Consider the following 20,075-nt stretch of genomic DNA (forward strand, 5'->3'; position numbering starts at 1 on the left):
AATGATTGCAATCTCACCGGTTCAAGGCCTAGTCGAAGAAATCATTAACTCTTGGAGCTTAATTATTCTCATCTACTGGTTCGTCCCTGAACTGCGGGCCGTCAAACTCTTTAATATTTTTAATCTCGTGATGCTTTTCGTCTTACCGCTCCTCGGTAATACAAGTTTTATCGTGTACTTAAGCTATATCGCCTTGTTATGTCTGATTATTGTGCGTAAAACCACGCAATACGAACAGTACATTATCGGTATTTCATTTGCTTGGATGATTTGGGCGTTGTCTGAACTAACTGCTGATTGGCTTTGTACTAACTTTCTTTTTAAACAAGCTGCTGATGTTGGATCTTTTGGCTGGGTACCGATGTTAAGTGATGACGGGCTCGGACTCATCCTGATTGTCTTAACTGGATTGTTCGTCAAATCACAACTCGCTGTTGCCTCGCAAAACTTCGCTTTTTTTGAAGCGGAATTCAAACGTAGCATGCTCGGCGCCGCCGTTGTTTTAGCATTGGTTGGAACTAGCTTAATTTTCATTGTCCATACCGTGCATTACAAAGGTTATAACAGCGGTATCGTTGTCATTGCTTTCTTTTTTATTATCATCATTAGTATTTGGCTCTACCGAATGTTTAATCGAATGTATCAACGCCTAGTTCAGCAGAAACTTGATATTGCCAACTATGAATTTTTACAGCAATACAATGAATTATTAGTTGATTCTGATAAACAAGCGCATGCTTTTCGCCATGATATTTCTAATTTGTTATTGGGGATTGAAGGCTACGCTGATGAAGGTGATATTCCTGGCTTAAGTAATTATCTCAAACAAGTTTTGGATCTCACCAACCAACGTTTTGGTTCTGATGCAATTTCAACTGAATTAGCCAAAGTAACAAATTTGGGGATTAAGCACATCCTATTGCGCAAAATCCGCCTCGCTCAGCAACTTGGTATTCATGTTTCGCTCGTAGTTGACACCGACTTTAATCTTGGCTTGACTGATGTTGAAGCCGTACGATTACTTAGCATCTTAGTGGACAATGCGATTGAAGCGACGCAAACCAATCCCGAAAATGGTCAGATTGTGATTGCGCTCGTCCATCTCCCCGAAGAAAATCGGTTGGTCATCAAAAATACAATCACGGAATCCGTTGATATTGAACACCTATACGACTTTGGGCATAGTACGAAACCTAACCATAGCGGAATTGGGCTCAACACTGTTCGCGACATTGTTAATCAATACGACGTCGCCCTACTCAGTCTCCAAGCAACACCTAATTATTTTCAAATTACCCTGACCGTTCAGGAGGCAACCCCATGTTAAACGTATTTATTGTTGAAGACACACCAGAGTTAGCAACAACCTATGAAGCGCATATTAATAAACAAATTTTTATCAACGACTATAACGCTGCTGTTACACTCGTTTGTAACAATTCAGCCCCCGTTTTAGAACAGCTCAAAGCGCAACAAATTCAGGGTGGTTTATATTTCTTAGATATTGAAATTGCCGATAAAGTGACTAATGGTATTGATTTAGCCATGGCCATTCGTAATCTCGATATTGATGCTGCAATTGTTTTTTTAACTTCCCATGATGAGATGGTGATGCCGGCAATTGAAGCGAAAGTCACCATGCTGGATTACATCATTAAAACTTCAGGACTTGAGAAATCAAAGCAACGGATTACCGAAGATTTAGCGTTGGCAATTAAGCGCAATATTCAAATCAATAAACAACGCACCGGTTTTGTTTATTCAATTGGCACCAAAAAGTTCACGGCACAACCTGACGACGTCCTCTATCTTGAATCAGCCGCCAGTGACCACAAATTAATTTTGCATCAAGTCAACGAAATCAATGATTTAAACGGGAATCTCAACGTCTTTGAAAAAGACTACGATTTTCTAGTGCGTATTTACCGTAGCATCTTGGTTAATGTCAACAAAATTGTTACGGTTGACACTAAAGCACGTACCGTGACACTAACGAATGGTATCGAACTACCAATTTCCACGCACTACATGAAGGAGCTTATTAAAAATCGCATGTAGCATTAGTCTTTTGTCGTACATTAATGGGTAATATGCCGTAATCCTAATTACTTGTCGCTGGGACATAAATTGTCCAGCCGGTAAAATAAGCCGAATTTCTCCTTATCTTAGTAAGGTAGAAATTCGGCTTATTAACGTGGTCCTGTCGGTTCTGTACTTCTCAATCATCAAATTACTGAGATTCTGCTATCATTTTTTCCATGCTACTGCGGCCTGTTTTTCGCTGGTTTGAGCACTATTACTAGCACGCAGTGACCATGGCCAATCCCACGTCAGACGAAATGGACCTAAAATTGGCGGAACCGTTGATAACGTTGTGCCACCAATTCCGCTGGTGTTAAAGCTTGTAAAGTTGCTATTTCCGCGGTTAATTGCTTCTGTAACCAGGCAAATAACTTGTCGGTTCGGCGTTGGTCAGGCACAATTTGTTCAATGACGCCTTTTCCTAGTAAATCCTTTGGCGTCAATCCGAGTAAATCAGCAGCCTCACTACTCCGGCTTGCATCTTTCCACAAAATTGCGGCAAAGCCCTCTGGTGATAATACGGAATAAGTTGCATGTTCAAACATCCACACTTGATCACTAGTCGCTAGCGCCAATGCACCACCTGAACCACCTTCCCCGTAAACAATCGCAATCATAGGTACTGGTAGCGTGATGCTTTGGAGGATACTTTCGGCAATTGCTTGACCTTGGCCCATTTCCTCGGCGTCTTTACCTGGATATGCCCCCGGAGTATTAATCAAAGTAATCACTGGCCGATTAAATTTAGCCGCTTGTTGCATCAAGCGTTGCGCTTTCCGATATCCACTAGGTAATGGTGAACCATTATGGGTCCGCATTTTGTCCGCAAATTCACGCCCCTTATCAATTGCGATGATTGTCACTGGTTGCTCGGCTAGCATTCCGATGCCGCCAACAATTGCTGGATCATCGAAAGCTTGGCGATCTCCATGTAGTTCGATAAAATCATGCACCACTCCGTTTATCAATTCAAGTGCCGAATACCGATCCTCGCGCGCCAATTTAACCACTTCAGTGGGTGTTAATTCTCGTTTAAAAATGCTCATTTATGTTAACCTCGACTCATTTTTATTAGTTTACTAATGGTCACTGGTAAGTCTACTCTTGGAACAATCGCATCCAAAAAACCACACGTTTGTAGCATTTCAGCTCGTTGAAAATCTGCCGGTAGCTTTTCGTGGAGCGTTTGTTCAATTACCCGGCGCCCGGCAAAGCCAATCAAAGCATGCGGTTCAGCTAAAATCACATCGGCTTGCATCGCAAAACTCGCCATAACCCCACCAGTAGTTGGGTCAGTTAACACGGATACATATAGTAAGCCCGCCATACTGTGTTGCGCGACCGCCCCAGAAACTTTGGCCATCTGCATCAATGAATTAATTCCTTCTTGCATCCGGGCACCACCTGAAGCTGTCAGCAATATGACCGGTAACTTTTCTAGCGTCGCCCGTTCAAATAAACGCGTAATTTTCTCACCAGTTTTAGCGCCAAGTGATCCCATGATAAAATGCGCATCCATGATTCCAAGAGCCACTTTTTGACCATCAATTGTTGCGATACCAGTCAACACCGCCTCATTGAGACTAGTGATTTGCTTGGCCCGCGTTAATTTATCAGCATAACCAGGAAATTCAGTTTTATCGACCGTCACATCCGCATCAATTTCCGTAAATGCAGTCGTTAATTGCGTCACCCGTTGCCGTGCGGTCAGGCGAAATCCATAGCCACATTGCGGACAAACTTGCAGTTCACCTAATTCCTGCCGATAGATTGAATGCTGACAGATTGGACACGCGACCCACATGTCGTCAGGAATTTTGTCATGTAACGTTTGTACGGCGACTTGTGGTAAGGTGTGATCTTTATGAAAGAGTTCCATTGCCTGCGACCTCCTGTGTAATTTCAATATCCTGAGCTTGTGTTAGCGTTTGCTGCCATTTAGGTAAAAATGCGTCTTCAAGATATTTGGTATTGAATTGTCCGTTGAGCACTTGTTCATCATGCACAAGTGCGCGTTGAAACTCGGCATTGGTTTCCACCCCTTGAATAACTAATTCGTCCAACAAACGTTGCAAGCGCGTAAATGTCGCCGTACGTGTTGGCGCACTCGCAATGATTTTACCGAGCATCGAATCATAAAATGGTTGCACTTTGCCACCCGTGAATAAATCGGTATCAATCCGCACACCATTCCCACCAGTCGGCAGATACAAATATTCAATCGTCCCTGCACTAGGAGCAAAATTGCGGGCGGGTCGTTCTGCATTTAACCGCACTTCAACAGCATGCCCGTGTATCTGAATATCCGTTTGTTTCAAGTTAAGTTCACGATTAGCGGCAATCATAATTTGAAATTGTAACAAATCTAAGCCAGTTACCATCTCCGTAACAGGGTGTTCAACTTGAATTCGGGTGTTCATTTCCATGAAATAAAAACTGCCATCAGTATCTTCCAAAAATTCAATCGTCCCAGTGCCACGGTAATCTAAGGTATCCGCCGCTTTGACTGCCAACTCCCCAAGATACGCCCGCTGCTTAGCTGTAATACCACTCGCTGGACTTTCCTCTAAAACTTTTTGATTGTTACGTTGTAATGAACAGTTCCGTTCGGGCAAATAAACGGCATGTCCAAAGTTATCACGTAAAATTTGAACTTCAATATGCCGGACATTCGTGAGAACTTTTTCTAGATACATCGCCCCATTACCAAATGCTTGCTGAGCTTCACGTTGCGCTTCAACAAATTTCCCTGGTAGTTCTGCTAACGTTTTAATCATCCGCATCCCTTTACCACCGCCACCAGCCGCCGCTTTCAACAGTACTGGCAAACCGACTTGTTGTGCGACGCTTTGTGCTTCCGTAGCATCGTGTAAAAAACCAGTTGAGCCAGGAATGACGGGAATTTCGGCTTGACGCATATATTCACGAGCATTGGCTTTGTTCCCCATCAAATCAATCGTCTCAGGCTTAGGGCCAATGAACACCAAATTAAGGTCGGCTACCATTTGCGCAAACATACTATTTTCAGCTAAAAATCCATACCCAGGATAAATTGCTTCGGCACCGGTAATCACCGCGGCGCTTAAAATATTTTGCATGTTCAAATACGAATCTGTCGCCTTAGGTCCACCGACACAAATGGCTTCATCGGCTAACTGGACATGTAAACTTTGAGCATCGGCACTAGAATAAATAGCCACCGAAGCAATTCCCATTTCGCGTAACACTCGCATCATCCGGGCCGCAATATCCCCACGATTAGCGACTAATACTTTTTTAAACATGATTTACCTCATAACTCCATTAAGTTTGGTCATCGACGTACCATTGTTTCATTGATGTGGTACGTTAGAATGCCGCTTCACAATTATTCAATTACAAAGGTTAATTCCGCATCGACCGCCTTTTTATCACCAATATACGCAATCCCTTTACCAGCACCGATGTTGCCCCGGATACGTTCTAGCGTAACTTCTAAGCGTAACTGCGTACCCGGACGACTCATTTTGCGAAACTTGGCACTTTTGATGCCCCCAAAATAAACAGTTTTGCCGGCAAATTCAGGCATCGTCAACAAGGCGACCGCCCCAGTTTGAGCAAGGGCTTCAACAACCAACGCTCCTGGCATCACTGGATCACCTGGGAAATGCCCAACAAATATTTCCTCGTTAACGGAAACGTTTTTCAATGCGGTGGCCTTCACACCTGGTTCCAAATCGATAACTTGATCAATCATCAGCATTGGATAACGATGTGGCAAGATTTTTTGAATTGCAACTGAATCTAAAATAACTTCTGTCATGTGTGTACACCTCTCTATTTGTTCATCATTTTTTCAAAAAAGGGCAACTGTTGCCAGCTACCCTCACTTTTAATCACGAATTACCTTAAATACCGGTTTATCAAAATCAACAATATCCTCGTTAGCAACCAGAATTTCACTAATCGTGCCAGCCACGGGGCTTGGTATATCAGTCATCATCTTCATTGCTTCAATCACGGCTACCGTTTGACCGACTTGCACATGATCACCAACTTGCACAAATGGTGCTGCGTCAGTACTTGCTTGTAAATAAATACTACCAACCAGTGGTGCCGTAATTAAATCAGCAGTAGCCATTGGTTCGGCCGTGTCTGCTGGTGTATTCACCTCAGTCATGCGGGGCGCTGCACTAGGTATTGTAGCTACTGGCACTGGTTGTAATGCTTCATTTTTACTGAGGACTAGTTGGAAATCACCGTCACTAATTTGTAATTCGCGCATTGAACCTTGCTCAAAGTCGTTAATTAGTTCTTTAATTTCACTCAATTCCATTAGTCAGCCCACCGTTTCAGCACAACTACGGCATTGTGACCACCAAATCCAAATGAATTAGAAATCGCAATGTTGGTCGTAGTTTTTGGAGTATCAACCGTCACCAACGGAATCTTAACAACTGGATCAAGTTCACGTACGCCGACATTGACGGGTAATTGTTGCTTTAATAATGCCATTGTCGTAATCACAGCTTCAATCCCACCCGCTGCACCAAGCAAATGCCCAGTCATTGATTTGGTTGAACTAGTCAATGCGTGCGTATCCGCTCCAAAAACATGCTCAATTGCTAACGCTTCAGCACTATCATTTGCTCCGGTTGCTGTTCCATGTGCGTTAATATAGTCAACTTCATCAGGTTCAATCTCGGCATCGCGCAACGCTTCTTGGATGGCCCGTGCTGCTCCGGCACCTTGGGGATCGGGTGACGTCATATGATAAGCATCGGTCGTCGCCCCAAAGCCGAGCACCTCACCTAAAATTTCAGCCCCGCGATTGACGGCATGTTCCAGTTCTTCTAAGATTAGAATCCCGGCACCTTCTCCCATCACAAATCCATGACGATTAGCGTCAAATGGAATTGAGGCATCTTCGATTTCAGTAGCACGTGACAAGGTACTCAACGCGTCGAATCCAGCAATCCCAATTTGATTAATTGACGCTTCTGAACCACCAGTAATCATGGCATCAGCATACCCCAAGCGAATCCGGTTATAAGCATCCCCGATTGCATTAGTTGCACTAGCACATGCCGTCACAACCACTGTCGAAATATTCTTAGCTTGAAAACGTAATGCAACATTTCCCGCCGCCATATTGACAATCGAATTAGGAACAAACATTGGTGATACTCGATCCATTCCCTTATCGTGCATTTTAATAACTTGGTCTTGAATGGTCGTCAAACCACCAATCCCGGAACCTAAAATTACACCAAAACGTTCCCGTTCCAAATTATCATCAGTTAAACCACTTTGTTGATACGCTTCTGTTGCCGCATGCACAGCGTATTGTGAAAATAAATCCATCCGCCGAGCTTCTTTTTTCCCAACATATTGATTGGTATCAAAATCTTTGACTTCGCCAACAAACTTAACTGGTGTCAAAGTCTTGTCGAATTTCGTAATTTCACCAAAACCTAATTTACTAGCAAAAATACCATCCGCAAACTCTGTCACACTATTACCTAGTGGCGTCACTGCCCCAAGGCCTGTAATCACAACTCTTTTCATATTAATCCCCTTACCGTTCTCAATCTTGACACAAAACAGTTAGTTAATTAAGCCACCATCAACCACAATTGTTTGACTAGTAATGTAGTCATTTTGTGCTAAAAACAATGCCGTTTGTGCAATTTCACTTGGTAGCCCAAAACGTTTCAATGGAATTTTACTAATAATTTCATCGCGTACCTTTTCAGTCAAGGCACCCGTCATGTCCGTTGCAATCATTCCTGGTGCAATCGCATTTACCCGAATACCACGCATAGCGCCCTCTTGCGCTAATGTTTTAGTTAAGCCGATAATACCTGCTTTACTTGCAGCATAATTGGCCTGCCCAATGTTTCCAGTCAAACCAACGACGCTACTCAAATTAACGATTACCCCAGCACGTAGCTTTAACATGCGTTTAAAAATTGGTTGGGTTACATTAAATGTGCCTTCCAAGTTGACCGCAATGACTTGATGAAAACTTGCTGGTGTCATCCCCATCGCTAACATATCATCTGTAATACCTGCGTTATTAATTAAGATATTAATATCACCAAGTTTTTCATGAATTTGCTTCAGGATGTTAGCCACGCTATCAACGTCACTAATATCGCCTGTAACTACGAATGGTTGATAATCAGCTGCCGTAAAAAGTGCGAGCACATCTGTACTGGGTTGACTGCGCCCATGGAGCACAACTTTAGCTCCGGCTGCAGCAAACGCCCGCGCCACTGCGAGCCCAATTCCGCGCGTCGACCCGGTCACTAACACAACTTGATCTTTAATTTGCATTTCCAACTCCCTCTGTAATTACGCCTAAGCCAGCTGCCCGTACTTTTTGTAGCGAATTCGCATCAAAAATGCTCAAGCGCTTGGTCGTTTTCACTGTTTTCCGCGCAAATTTTGTCAAAGTCGCATCTGGACCAAATTCCAATAACTCAGTGACCCCATCGGCTACCAGATACTGTAAATCTTGCGCAAAGTAAGTTGGGTTTGTTAATTGATCAACCAAGGTCTCTTTAATCGTTGCACGTTCAAAGATTTTTTCAGTTGTGTTACTGTACACCGGAAAGGTACAATCATGAAACTCAACACCCGCTATGGCCCTGCGAAATGGTTCACTAGCCGCTGCCAATAGTGGTGTGTGAAACGCACCCGCTACATTTAACGGTACTACCCGGCTAACAGTTGGTAACTCTAGTAGTGCTGCAATTGCCACTGTTAAACTTGCCGGTGTTCCACCAATTACTAATTGTTGGGCACTATTGTAATTAGCTGGATAAACTTGTTCACCCTGTTCTTGCAACTGCGTAAGTGCTGCTTCAACTGTTGCAAAATCATCGGTCACAACAGCTGCCATATTTCCTGCAGTATGCCCAACAACTGCTTGCATCAACAGCCCTCGTTGCGCTACTAATTCTAGACCAGCTTCAAAAGTTAACGCACCACTAGCAATCAATGCGGTGTATTCCCCTAAACTTAATCCCAAGGCCACTGTCGGTGCTGGGGCCTCGTCTTTAACCGTCGCTAGCAAGCCTAAACTATGTGCAACCACTAAAGGCTGCGTAAATTTTGTCGTTTGGAGTGCTACTTTGTCATTCATTTTTGCTAACACATCGTAACCTAACACTGCTGATGCGGCATCAATCACTTGGCGGTAAGCCGGTTCATTAGCATAGAGATCATTCCCCATTCCAACAACTTGCCCGCCTTGTCCACCGAATAAATATCCTAACTGCATTTTTAAATCCTTCCTGAGCTAGTAAATTAAATTCACCGTGCTCTTAACCTAACAATTCGGTTGCTTGCGCCCAGGTCCGTTCCAAAATTTCGGCCGCAGTTGGCTCATCATGAATCATTCCAGCAACTTCACCGGCCATAAATGATCCGTGTTCCGCATCACCATCTTGGACTGCTGTCCGTAACGCACCATTGCCCAGTTGTTCTAGTGCCAACATATCTGGTTCTTCTTTGGTTGATTCAGCTTTTTCAAACTTAATAAAATTTTTCGACATTTTATTTTTTAAAACGCGGGCGGCATGTCCCGCATACGCACCCGTTACCAAAGTATCGACGTCTTTCGCTTTTAACACCGCATCTTTGTAATTACGGTGAATATGTGACTCTTGCGCCGTTAAGAAACGAGTTCCCATTTGCACACCGATTGCACCTAGCATAAATGCAGCTGCCACACCACGACCATCAGCAATCCCACCAGCTGCAATTACCGGAATATTCACTGCATCGACTACTTGGGGTACTATTGCCATCGTTGTGAGTTTACCAATATGCCCACCAGATTCCATTCCTTCAGCAATCACTGCGTCGACCCCAGTCCGCTCCATAATTTTAGCGAGACCAACTGACGGCACAACTGGGATAACCTTAATTCCAGCAGCGTGTAACCGTTCGATATGCTTTGCTGGATTCCCAGCCCCTGTCGTAACAACGGCGACACCTTCTTCAACAATTGCATCCAATACTTCCTCAACATGCCGATTCAATAACATCACGTTAACCCCAAAAGGTTTGTCAGTAAGTGACTTTGCGATTTGGATTTGGGCACGCGTCTGTTCGCCATCAAAGTGACCGGAACCAATAATTCCTAAGCCACCTGCTTCTGAGACTGCAGCAGCCAACTTCCCGTCTGCTGCCCATGCCATCCCCCCTTGAAAAATTGGGTACTTTAAGCCAAGCTCTTGATAGAACGTATCTAATTCCTTCACTTATTCAGCCTTCTTTCCCTGCCACACTTATGCGGCTAAATGCTTTTGAATAACTGCCACTAATTCGGCCACTGTATCCACACCATTTTCATTGTCGAGTTTAACGTCAAATTCATCTTCAACTTGATTAATCAATTCAAAAATATCTAATGAATCTGATTCAATGTCATTGCGTAAATCAGTTGCTAATTTAATCTCGTCAGCTTCTAAATCAAATTGATCTTGTAAAATAGTTGATACTTTGGCAAAAATTTGTTCATCAGTCATGTTAAAATCCTCTTTATTTTCTTTTTATGTTTAGTATTTGATAATGATGGTACCGACCGTTAAGCCGCCACCAAATCCGGCGAGCGCAATCGTGTCACCTCTAGTTATTTGACCTGTTTTGACTAATTCGTCAAACAGGATTGGGACGGAGGCCGCTGAAGTATTCCCATAATTTGCAACATTAGTAGGAAACTTAATCGCGGCGATATCCATCCCCTTAGCAACGCGCTCAATAATTCGCCCATTCGCTTGATGCAAGACAAACTTATCAATGTCTGCAAGCATCAAATTAGCTTTGGCTACCGTTAACTCAATTGACGCCGGTACTTGGCGCACCGCAAACGAATATATCGCCCGACCATCCATTTGGAAGAATGGCTGTGCCTGTTGATTGGCACCAAATGCATTGCCATTGGCCATTTTTCCAGCGGTTAATTTCTGACCACTGGCACCAAATGTGGCTAAATCTGTAGCTAACACGCGACTGTTACTCTCAACACCTTCGACTAATACGCCACCAGCACCATCGCCAAACAACACCGCGGTTGTGCGATCATGCCAATCAACTAACTTTGATAACACCTCAGCTCCAATTACAATTCCGCGCTGGCTGCCACTATTAATTAAATCATTAGCAATCTTGAGCGCATATTCAAATCCTGAACAGGCCGCATTAATATCAAATGCAAAAGCATTCGTGGCACCTAATTCACCTTGAACTTGGGCGGCCACACTCGGTGTTTGATAGTCAGGTGACATTGTTGCGACAATAATGAAATCAAGTCGATGCGCTGATAACCCACTTTGTCCCAACAAATCAGTTGCAACATGCAATGCCAAATCACTAGTATTTTCATCAATAACAACATGCCGTTGCCGAATACCCGTGCGTGTCTGAATCCATTCATCGCTCGTGTCCATCAGTTGCGTTAGTTCCGCATTTTTTACAACCCGGTTCGGTACATAATGCGCACTTGCTTGAATTCGTAATCCGCGTGCCAATTGCGTTGTCATCACATTACCCCGCTGTCGGCGCAACGATGAACATCAATTCCGCACTTGTGGCAACTTTATCGTTAACGTATGCTTTGGCGGCCACAATTCCCATGTTGGCCCGTTGCTTGACAAACTCAACGTGTAACTTCAACACATCACCTGGCTTGACCATTTGGCGGAATTTCGCGTTCGTAATCCCCCCTAAATAGGCGGTTTTATTCTTAAAGTCCGGTGACGATAAGATTAAAATTGAAGCAGCTTGTGCCAATGATTCAATGATTAGCACACCCGGCATTACCGGATTTCCTGGAAAATGTCCTTGAAAGAATTGTTCATTAATCGTCACATTTTTCGTCGCGATGATTGATTCACCGGGCGTCATTGCATCAACGTAATCCATGTAAAGCAGCGGATAACGGTTAGGAATGAGCTCCATGATTTCAGTTGCATTTAGTAGTACCACTTGATTACCTCCATCTATCTGTGAATGCGCTAAAATTTGTTAACGCCGTTAACATCTTGTTGTACTTTAGCACACAGATAAGTATATGCCCCCTATTTTCGAATAACACATTTTTGCTTAAGTCGCTATTTTCGTTCTTAAACGGCAAAATCACCTTCCCCTGAGTGCTGTTTTTTTCGCTTAAGAAGAAAAACGCGCGTTCAAGAAAGCATTTCAACTTTTTCGAGCTTAAAATGCTCTTTTATTACTACTCTGTTAATCTGTTCCTAATACCAAAATGGCGTAGCACCTCCATAATCTCGTTTTCCAAACTACAGCTAAACGTACTTTCTTCACGATGCTAGTAAAAAAATAGCCCCGATTTCATATCCTAATCGGATTGAAATCGGAGCTATTGTCGTGCTACTTGTTCAACTGTCTGAAAACAACGTTGTTACTATTATTCACGCATATTAAATAGTTTCTACTATATTAAGCACGCGCCACCGCACCGGGAGCGGCCAACTGTGGACCACGGTTTTCATAGGCTGCGACCCATGCGTCATTGTCCCACATTTCAGTAGCACGCCGACCACGACCATAATCCCATTCACTTTCGCGTTCGATTTCAATTACACTTCCATCAGTCGCAAGCGTAACCCAATTATAACTACCATTCGTGTGACCAAATTTAATCCACACAACTGGAAAACTTTGGCTCACCCCGTCAGCCACAAATTCGCGCGTTTGACGTTCGATTCGCAAGAACGTTAATCCGGTCGCATAATGTGGTAATACTTGTTCCCAAATATCCATCGCCCGTTCAACCAACGCTGTGCGACTTGCAAATTTCCCCTCAAAATCACTACGTGTCAAATTCGAGATAGACACCAGCTCGCCTTGGTCATCGGTAATCACAATTTCACGCGGTCCAAATTCAACATATTCTCCCGCTGGTTGATAGCGATTGACCATTACTGACTGTCCATTCCGCATATGTGGCATCGAACTAACCAACTCATAACCATCTGGCATCTTCATTAAATCATCCATTGATTTACCCCACTTCTATTACAAGTTCAGTTAACAACTTTACTACAGAATTCAGTCTACTCTTTTCACTGATAAAATGTCAGTAAAACTTCGCAATTTATTAAACCTCGTCACGTTGATCACCACAATGGACCAATAATTTTGACTAAATACCAGATTCGGATGACTAAATGATTTTTAATTCCTAATAACGCTAATCACATCCTATCTAATCATCACTTTTGGTTGTAAAATCATTAGTAAAAGGTTAGAGTGTTCACATAATGTCAATTCGTTTCTTTCTCAATTTAACAATAGGAGGTTATTGCATGACTACTTCTAGAAAATTTGTGGCGCTTTTTGTCGCACCAACCTTGCCTACCATTTTCGCAGTATCTGTATCTTCATCACCCGCCACTACCCGCTATAAAATTAACGGGTACAACGGTGTCGGTTAACGATATGGGAAAAACATTACTTATTGGTTTATTTCTAACTGTTTTGAGTTTTTTATTGATGTTCGTTAACGTTGCAATACCCGTCATCTTTCTTACGATATTTGTGCTAATTTTATTGGTTATCAGCGTATTTTCATTACTAAAACCTATGCTTTGGGGGCAATCAGTAAAATTCACAAAATTTGCGGGTGTCTACGATCAATATTCATTCAACGTGGCTGTCAGCTCGCTTGAAAAAATACTTTTTATTATCTTAGTTAGTAGCTCGGTAATTTTAGCAATCATATTTAATATTATTCTAATGCTGCTCGTGGTCTTAGCTTTACCAGTATTTGGAATTATCGCTCATTACACCGCTCAATTAATCTTAAAAAAGGTGCTTAAAAATAAATTAATTGATTAATCAGCGAATAAAAGCATCCAGCGGCTAAGGCATAAGCTTGTCCAGCCTGCAAAACAAGCCTGATTTCTCCTTATCAAAGTAAGGTAGAAATCAGGCTTGTTAACGAACAAAAGGCTGAATACACCTGTTCGGTTAATTTACATTTTAGCTAATATTATTTAGTTACCAGCATTTTTTCAATCAATGGATCAAGTTCATGGGGGTTAGTGATTGGTGCCAACCGCTTAACAACATTGCCCTGCGAATCAATCAAAAATTTAGTAAAATTCCATTTGATTGACTTACCACCAGTTTGCTCAATTAAATATTTGAATAAATCTGACTGGTTAGCGCCACGGACATCAATGCGCTTGTGCATCTGGAACGTCACACCGTAATTCACCTGACAGAAGTCTTCAATTTCTTTTTCATTATCAAATTCCTGATGCATAAACTGGGCACACGGAAAGCCAAGAACCACCAAACCTTGATCATGATACCGTTTATACATAGCTTCTAAATCCCCTAGTTGAGGTGCAAAGCCACACTTACTGGCGGTGTTTACAATAATCACTGGTTTACCCGCATATTTGGCTAGTGACACTTCTTCACCATCCATTTGCGTTACTTTAAAATCATAAATTGACATTTTAGGGCCTCCAATCAACTTATTAATCTGCCTACTTGTTATTTATCCATAGTCTAGTCTGATTACTAGGAGCCGTCAATTGATTTGTAACTAATGAACTGACTTAATATTTAACCGTTCGTTTGTAGTAAATTGCCCAAATTATCAGCGTGGCTACTAAAACAAACGCTACGACATATACTCCCAGTAAGAACAAGGGCCGATAACCCGCTGATTGAATGACAATTCCACCCATGAGTGGGCCAAAAGCCCGCCCTAAACCACTCGCAGAACCGGCTACGCCTTGGAAATAGCCTTTTTTCTCATATGGCGATAGTTCATTGACTAAGGCTGGAATCATTGGAAAGGCCGTGGCTTCCCCAATTGTAATCACTGCCATGGCAACAATAAACCCGACATAGTGGATACTATGACTTAAAACCAAGAATGATCCCGCAATGAAGATAAAGCCACCAAAGATTTGGACAAACATCATGCCTCGCCGTTCAGTTGCATTAGTGAAGTTCAAAATTAATTGCACGGCCGCAATCAAGACCCCGTTGATTGACCACAAGACACTATATTGACTCATGCTAAACCCAAGTGATGTCATGTACACCGACAGATTTCCCAGCCACTGTGCATACATTATCCAAATAACGACTAAACTCGCTAAGAACGTATAAATGATAATTGCATTTACTCGTGGTACTTTGACATCTTTCTTATTTCGGACTGTGGTTGTACGCTCAATTTTTATATTGAATTGCTTGGTTGCTAAGAATAGCAAGCCAACATAGACGACAAATGCTAGTAAGAACAAGAGCGCCACGTTAATTTTAAATAAGTACCCCACCACTAATGTGCCAAAAACCATTCCAAAATTACTGGTGAAGTACAGCATATTAAAAACATATCGTCCGTCCCGTTGCTTCACATTCGTACCATACGAATTAATCATCGTCGAAATTAAGCCACTGAAAAACCCTTGCGCGATTAATAAAATAGGATAAGCCGGCCAACCATGAAAAAACACCAGCGTTAATTGTGTTAACATCATTCCAATAATACTAGCAATAAATAAATGATATGGTGAAAATTTATCGAAAAGTCTCCCACCCAAAAGATTTCCAAAGACAGCTGCAAATGAATTCACTAATAAAATATTCCCAATCATAATTAGCGATTTATGCAAATCATCATGCAGGTAAATTGTTGTAAGCGGCCAGACAAAGCTGAGCGCAAAACTATTCACAAAGCCAGCAATTAATAACCAGCGAAGTGGTGTTTCGTTTTTTGTTAGTGTTTGTTGCATGACTCATCCCCCTTTTTCTGTAAAAAAATAACGTTTGGTACCACGCTTCATTTTACTTAACATCAGAATATCATAGCTTATTTTTAAGTACTCCGCCACTCCTGTTCTTATCGCCATTATCGCATACAAATACCCCGATTAATCACTAAAAAATAATTGAGCTTACCCGTTTTTTAACATCCAAAAAACAGCAAAAAACTAGGACTTAATGCCTCCTAGTTTTTGGGGTTATATTTTTTCTAGCGTGGAATTCCTTATTTTATTTTTACAGACAACATGTCATTTTGATTCAAAGCCTGTGCAAATAAAGATATAATGCGGTGTTTGCCATCTACTTACACCTTTCGATAACGCTTCAGCCCCAGAATGTTCAATCCGGTCAAGAGGATAAAGAACCCAAACAGGACGCTTAAGTTAACCCAAACATCACTAAAGGTTGCTCCCTTGGCAATTACCGCACTCAACGCATTTGCACCATAATACAGTGGCATCACATGGGCAATGGCTTGCAACCAGCCAGCCATATTTTCTACGGGAACAATACCTGCAAAGAAAATTTGTGGTAAGACAAGTAGCGGAATGAATTGGACCATTTGAAATTCAGAGGCGGCAAATGTTGAAACAAATAAACCCAAGGATAAGGCCACTAAGGCAATCAATATATCCGTTAATCCCACTAACCATAGCGCACCGAGGATTTCAATTTTTAAGACGATAATTGTATAACTCAAAATCAGCAATGTTTGGACTACTGCGAATAATCCATACCCTTGAATATATCCAGCGATAACTTCCCACCGCTTAATTGGTGTGGCTAACACACGTTCCAAGGTTCCCGATGAACGTTCGCCTAATAAACTCATACCAGTAATCAGGAAAACAAAGAAAAATACGATAAAGCCCATCAGAACCGGTAGCATCGTGGTGAAAAACGTCGCGCTGCCATTACTATAAATGTACTTAGCTTGGCTGGAATACTTAACCTTTGCGGATTCGCCGGTTTCAGTTGGCTTTTTTTGAGCTGGTATCTGACTACTTTGAGCCATTGTCGTCATTATTTTTTCATTTGCCCGCACTTGTTTAGCCAAAGCACTGGTTAATTGTTGCGCTTGCAGCTTACCCATAACACCTTGGATTGTTTGCTTCAAGACCGCCGTTTTACTTTGATCAGCATTTTGATAAGTCACGATTAATTTGTGCCCATCTTGCTTAATAAAACCTGTTAAATCAGCATTTTGAATATGCTTTTTAGGGGTTTGCTGGTCATGATACTCAACATACTTCACGTGTTTGGCTTTTTTTAGCTGTTTTACAACGGGTGCTGAAACACTCTGATTGTAGCCTACCGTAGCCGTGGTATCTGAGGATTGCTGGAACAGAAAGTACATTAAAGTGAGCAACATCAGCGGGGCAAAGAAAATTAACGCAATTGTCCGTTTATCCCGTCGTAATTGTAATAGTATCCGCTTTGTAATCGCTTGTTGGCGCATTAGGCTAGCCCTCCTGTCGTACTATCTTGCACTTGCCCAGCTACGATAAAGACGGCGTCCAAATTATCAACGTGGTTGCGCGTCATTAATTCAGTTGGCGTCCCCCGACTAATCGTGGCACCGTTACGCAGCATCAAGACTTGGTCACTTTCTAGTGCATCTTCCATCACATGCGTTGTCAATAAAATAGCCGTGCCCAAACTAGCCAAACGATGGAGTTCCAGCCAAATTTGTTGGCGTAATTCAGGATCAATTCCAACTGTTGGCTCATCTAAAATCAGTAATTCAGGTTCTGCCAACAAAGCAATCGCTAATGACAAACGACGCAACATACCACCAGAGTAGCTACCAGTTTTTTTGTCGAGATGCTGGTTGAGTTTGACGACTGTGGCGACTTCCTCAATTCGCTGTTTTAGTCTATCCTTGGTTAAACCAGTCAGCTCACCAAAAAAATTAAGATTTTCTCGTCCTGTCAAAGTCGGATAAAGTGCATCATTTTGTGCCATATACCCCAGCCGGTTTAATAGATTCCGATTAGGCATTGTTTGGGCAAAAACTCGCACGCTGCCACTATCAACTGTAAGCATACCCATAATCGCCTTAACCAAGGTTGACTTACCAGAACCAGATGGTCCAATCAATGCCAGAATCTCCCCTGTATCGACTTGCAAATCAACATCCTTTAAGGCCTGGAATTTGCCAAAGCTTTTTTCAATTCGTTTAACTTCAATAATTGTTGTCATCGGTGTCCGCCTTCATGCCTTCAATGAGTACCAGGAGTCCTACCTGCTTGCTTTTAACAAACATAATTGCTCACCTAGAACTTATTCTCTTTTTCATTTATCGCTAACAAATCCCGTGTCAGCCAATAGCATCAAGTGAGTGTACACTTGCTGATTTAATTATATCAAAATTAACCAAAATAATACCCAGTGCTCTCTAAATCATTGTAATCATCGAAATCCTATCAGTAACACACCAATAGCATAAGTTCTAATCCTACAAAAAGATGCGCCACCAACTCCAAGTTGATTGCGCATCTTTTTTCGTTCTATATTTACAAAATTACTGCCACCAGCCAATAATCCGAAACGAACCAACGCCAAGCATCAACAGCCCGACCGTCGCAAGAATCATCATCAACCAATAACGTTGTTGGTATCTTTTTTCAGATTCATTCGCTGTATCCTGGCGGGTCAAGAGACCACCACCCAGACAGCACACTCCCCCAAGGAGTAATAAAATTACGGTTAACATACCTCTCCCCCAATATTGAGTTTACATTGCTAGTTATTTAAAATAACATACCATACTTGGCTTACTTACTAATCGCTTCCTTCTCAATCCGCGAGGTAGCATAGTTTAACCATTAACTTGTGTTTTTGTCAGTGAATAGCTGACTATTCCAAGAACGGCTAGCCCAATAGTCACAACTAAGCCGACAATCAAAATTACTACCCCAGCGGTATTCCAACCTTTTTGCTGCGCGAGAAAATCATCAATACTATCCCAATCGCCATTATCATATGCCCATTCGTAGCCCTTAATGCCACCAATGATTGACATGATTAACCCCAACCCTGGAATTAAGCCTAACAGCATGATGTAGGTGCTATTCCCTATTCCCCAAATCCAATTGAGTGTAAATGCACCCCAACTCCACCTATGTAACTTATCACGTTCATTACGCATACCCAATTTCCCCATTTTCTAAGCATTCAAAGTTATGTCACTAAAACTATGTGCTGATTTATTACCATTATGTACAATTTTGACTTAATAGCTACGTTAAAAAGACAATTACTTGTTATATAATAGCACATTACCCAGACATTTCCTATGTATCTATTATTAATTTCATTTACATTTCCCGCTATTATTTTCTCTTTTGTCCTTACCGGTTTCTTACTCTATGTACGACCAATTTGTCATGTGGTTAGTGTTATTATTCACCAAAACACAGCCCAATCACATTTGTTTAACAATCATTTACTAGATTGGAACGTATCTACTTGAATATCAGTGCCGTTAATATTAATCATCAAGTTACATGCACTTTGCCTAGTACTATTCCCCTTTTATCACTTATGTCAGAAATATTCGTACCATCGGCCCTAGATTGTGCTAAAATGAGCAAGTGGTGTTATTTTAAAAAATTTGTATATTATCGTCATCAAGTCAACTTGACTGACCCACACCAATCAACACCCACAACCGAGCTTGCATCCTAGCAAGCTCATAGTGAAAGGAATCCCTTATGATTATTGGCACACGTAACTTCTTTTTTCTTCTGATTGGGTTGAGTGCCCTCTTAGTATTCATTTATAGTATTGTCAAAGCAAAACGGAATTACTCAAAAGTGGCGGCTAGCTTAATTTTCCTCGGCCTACTCACGCCATTTTGTTTTACATTGACAAAAGCTATCACCGTTTATACCCTCAATCAACCCAAAACCCTTAAAGTTTATGCAGCCAACAGCCGCTTAATTGAAAGCTTAAAAGTTTACGGCGTGGAGCTAACCGCCGGCGTTGGTACCACCATTATTGACAATGCCCACACAACAACGATGATCAGTAAACGCGATGACTCCAAAATTGTCTGGCACGATCAGCGGGCAGATAGTGACAAGCATTTCAAAAATAATCTTGTATTTGACCTTAAAGCCGGTGAAAAGGTTGTTGTGATTGCTCAATAACCGGCGCATAATCCACATAAACATTGATACAATTTA

24 protein-coding genes are annotated in these 20,075 nt (G+C 42.0%); 5 read left to right on the forward strand and 19 right to left on the reverse strand.

All coding sequences use genetic code 11. From position 1 onward, the window contains the following. Position 1 precedes the first annotated feature (1 nt). The gene (locus tag EQG49_RS01125; RefSeq protein ID WP_133362232.1) at positions 2-1,327 is read left to right on the forward strand and encodes a sensor histidine kinase; all 1,326 of its coding nucleotides are present in this window, start codon (positions 2-4) and stop codon (positions 1,325-1,327) included. Continuing rightward, a complete protein-coding gene (locus EQG49_RS01130) occupies positions 1,321-2,058 on the forward strand; it encodes a LytR/AlgR family response regulator transcription factor (RefSeq protein WP_133362233.1) in 738 nt (245 codons plus the stop codon). Before EQG49_RS01125 ends, EQG49_RS01130 begins: the two co-directional genes overlap by 7 nt. Positions 2,059-2,345: 287 nt before the next feature. Here the strand turns inward: EQG49_RS01130 and accA are convergent, their stop codons facing one another. The 13 genes from accA to EQG49_RS01195 form a co-directional block, all read right to left on the reverse strand. Continuing rightward, a complete protein-coding gene (gene accA / locus EQG49_RS01135; protein WP_133362234.1) occupies positions 2,346-3,128 on the reverse strand; it encodes a carboxyltransferase subunit alpha in 783 nt (260 codons plus the stop codon). A gap of 5 nt (positions 3,129-3,133) precedes the next feature. Next, on the reverse strand, positions 3,134-3,961 hold the full coding sequence (locus tag EQG49_RS01140) for an acetyl-CoA carboxylase carboxyltransferase subunit beta (protein ID WP_133362235.1): 828 nt from the start codon (positions 3,959-3,961) through the stop codon (positions 3,134-3,136). Further along, the gene (locus tag EQG49_RS01145) at positions 3,945-5,366 is read right to left on the reverse strand and encodes an acetyl-CoA carboxylase biotin carboxylase subunit (RefSeq protein ID WP_133362236.1); all 1,422 of its coding nucleotides are present in this window, start codon (positions 5,364-5,366) and stop codon (positions 3,945-3,947) included. Before EQG49_RS01145 ends, EQG49_RS01140 begins: the two co-directional genes overlap by 17 nt. 83 nt (positions 5,367-5,449) lie before the next feature. Beyond that, complete coding sequence (gene fabZ / locus EQG49_RS01150; RefSeq protein ID WP_133362237.1) at positions 5,450-5,884, reverse strand: 3-hydroxyacyl-ACP dehydratase FabZ; 435 nt, start codon at positions 5,882-5,884, stop codon at positions 5,450-5,452. A gap of 69 nt (positions 5,885-5,953) precedes the next feature. After that, positions 5,954-6,397 carry an acetyl-CoA carboxylase biotin carboxyl carrier protein gene (locus tag EQG49_RS01155; RefSeq protein WP_133362238.1) on the reverse strand — a complete coding sequence of 148 codons (444 nt, stop codon included), beginning with the start codon at positions 6,395-6,397 and terminating at the stop codon, positions 5,954-5,956. Further along, positions 6,397-7,629 (reverse strand): beta-ketoacyl-ACP synthase II, encoded by a 1,233-nt coding sequence (fabF, locus tag EQG49_RS01160; protein WP_133362239.1) that lies wholly within the window; start codon positions 7,627-7,629, stop codon positions 6,397-6,399. Before fabF ends, EQG49_RS01155 begins: the two co-directional genes overlap by 1 nt. 39 nt (positions 7,630-7,668) lie before the next feature. Beyond that, positions 7,669-8,400, reverse strand: a complete 732-nt coding sequence (gene fabG, locus EQG49_RS01165; protein ID WP_133362240.1) for a 3-oxoacyl-ACP reductase FabG — start codon at positions 8,398-8,400, stop codon at positions 7,669-7,671. Continuing rightward, entirely contained in the window at positions 8,390-9,349 is a 960-nt protein-coding gene (locus EQG49_RS01170; RefSeq protein ID WP_133362241.1) for an ACP S-malonyltransferase, read from the reverse strand. Before EQG49_RS01170 ends, fabG begins: the two co-directional genes overlap by 11 nt. Before the next feature lie 43 nt (positions 9,350-9,392). Beyond that, entirely contained in the window at positions 9,393-10,334 is a 942-nt protein-coding gene (locus tag EQG49_RS01175; RefSeq protein WP_279232813.1) for a nitronate monooxygenase, read from the reverse strand. Between the two features lie 27 nt (positions 10,335-10,361). After that, entirely contained in the window at positions 10,362-10,601 is a 240-nt protein-coding gene (locus tag EQG49_RS01180) for an acyl carrier protein (RefSeq protein WP_133362242.1), read from the reverse strand. Positions 10,602-10,631: 30 nt separating this feature from the next. Further along, positions 10,632-11,615, reverse strand: a complete 984-nt coding sequence (locus EQG49_RS01185; RefSeq protein WP_133362243.1) for a beta-ketoacyl-ACP synthase III — start codon at positions 11,613-11,615, stop codon at positions 10,632-10,634. Positions 11,616-11,619: 4 nt separating this feature from the next. Beyond that, positions 11,620-12,060: a 3-hydroxyacyl-ACP dehydratase FabZ gene (gene fabZ / locus EQG49_RS01190; RefSeq protein WP_133362244.1), complete on the reverse strand. Its 441-nt coding sequence runs from the start codon at positions 12,058-12,060 to the stop codon at positions 11,620-11,622. Between the two features lie 471 nt (positions 12,061-12,531). Beyond that, positions 12,532-13,092, reverse strand: coding sequence for a hypothetical protein (locus EQG49_RS01195; protein WP_133362245.1), 561 nt, complete (start codon positions 13,090-13,092; stop codon positions 12,532-12,534). 308 nt (positions 13,093-13,400) lie between these two features. On the opposite strand from EQG49_RS01195, the gene EQG49_RS14015 reads away from it, so the two are divergent. Next, positions 13,401-13,529, forward strand: a complete 129-nt coding sequence (locus EQG49_RS14015) for a hypothetical protein (RefSeq protein WP_279232814.1) — start codon at positions 13,401-13,403, stop codon at positions 13,527-13,529. A 4-nt stretch (positions 13,530-13,533) separates the two neighbouring features. Then, positions 13,534-13,932: a hypothetical protein gene (locus EQG49_RS01200; RefSeq protein WP_133362246.1), complete on the forward strand. Its 399-nt coding sequence runs from the start codon at positions 13,534-13,536 to the stop codon at positions 13,930-13,932. Positions 13,933-14,086: 154 nt separating this feature from the next. On the opposite strand, the gene EQG49_RS01205 is transcribed toward EQG49_RS01200, so the two are convergent. The 6 genes from EQG49_RS01205 to EQG49_RS01225 form a co-directional block, all read right to left on the reverse strand. Then, positions 14,087-14,560, reverse strand: a complete 474-nt coding sequence (locus EQG49_RS01205; RefSeq protein WP_133362247.1) for a glutathione peroxidase — start codon at positions 14,558-14,560, stop codon at positions 14,087-14,089. 103 nt (positions 14,561-14,663) lie between these two features. Then, positions 14,664-15,854 carry an MDR family MFS transporter gene (locus EQG49_RS01210; protein WP_133362248.1) on the reverse strand — a complete coding sequence of 397 codons (1,191 nt, stop codon included), beginning with the start codon at positions 15,852-15,854 and terminating at the stop codon, positions 14,664-14,666. Positions 15,855-16,189: 335 nt separating this feature from the next. Beyond that, positions 16,190-17,344 (reverse strand): ABC transporter permease, encoded by a 1,155-nt coding sequence (locus tag EQG49_RS01215; protein WP_133362249.1) that lies wholly within the window; start codon positions 17,342-17,344, stop codon positions 16,190-16,192. Next, complete coding sequence (locus tag EQG49_RS01220) at positions 17,344-18,087, reverse strand: ABC transporter ATP-binding protein (RefSeq protein ID WP_133362250.1); 744 nt, start codon at positions 18,085-18,087, stop codon at positions 17,344-17,346. The genes EQG49_RS01215 and EQG49_RS01220 overlap by 1 nt, the downstream gene beginning before the upstream one ends. A 322-nt stretch (positions 18,088-18,409) precedes the next feature. Continuing rightward, positions 18,410-18,544, reverse strand: coding sequence for a hypothetical protein (locus tag EQG49_RS14020; protein WP_279232815.1), 135 nt, complete (start codon positions 18,542-18,544; stop codon positions 18,410-18,412). A gap of 162 nt (positions 18,545-18,706) precedes the next feature. Further along, a complete protein-coding gene (locus tag EQG49_RS01225) occupies positions 18,707-19,036 on the reverse strand; it encodes a ribonuclease G (protein ID WP_133362251.1) in 330 nt (109 codons plus the stop codon). Positions 19,037-19,601: 565 nt separating this feature from the next. Between EQG49_RS01225 and EQG49_RS01230 the strand changes: the two genes are divergently transcribed. Then, complete coding sequence (locus tag EQG49_RS01230) at positions 19,602-20,039, forward strand: hypothetical protein (RefSeq protein ID WP_133362252.1); 438 nt, start codon at positions 19,602-19,604, stop codon at positions 20,037-20,039. Positions 20,040-20,075 lie beyond the last annotated feature (36 nt).

The organism is Periweissella cryptocerci, from assembly GCF_004358325.1.
Classification (GTDB): Bacteria; Bacillota; Bacilli; order Lactobacillales; family Lactobacillaceae; genus Periweissella; species Periweissella cryptocerci.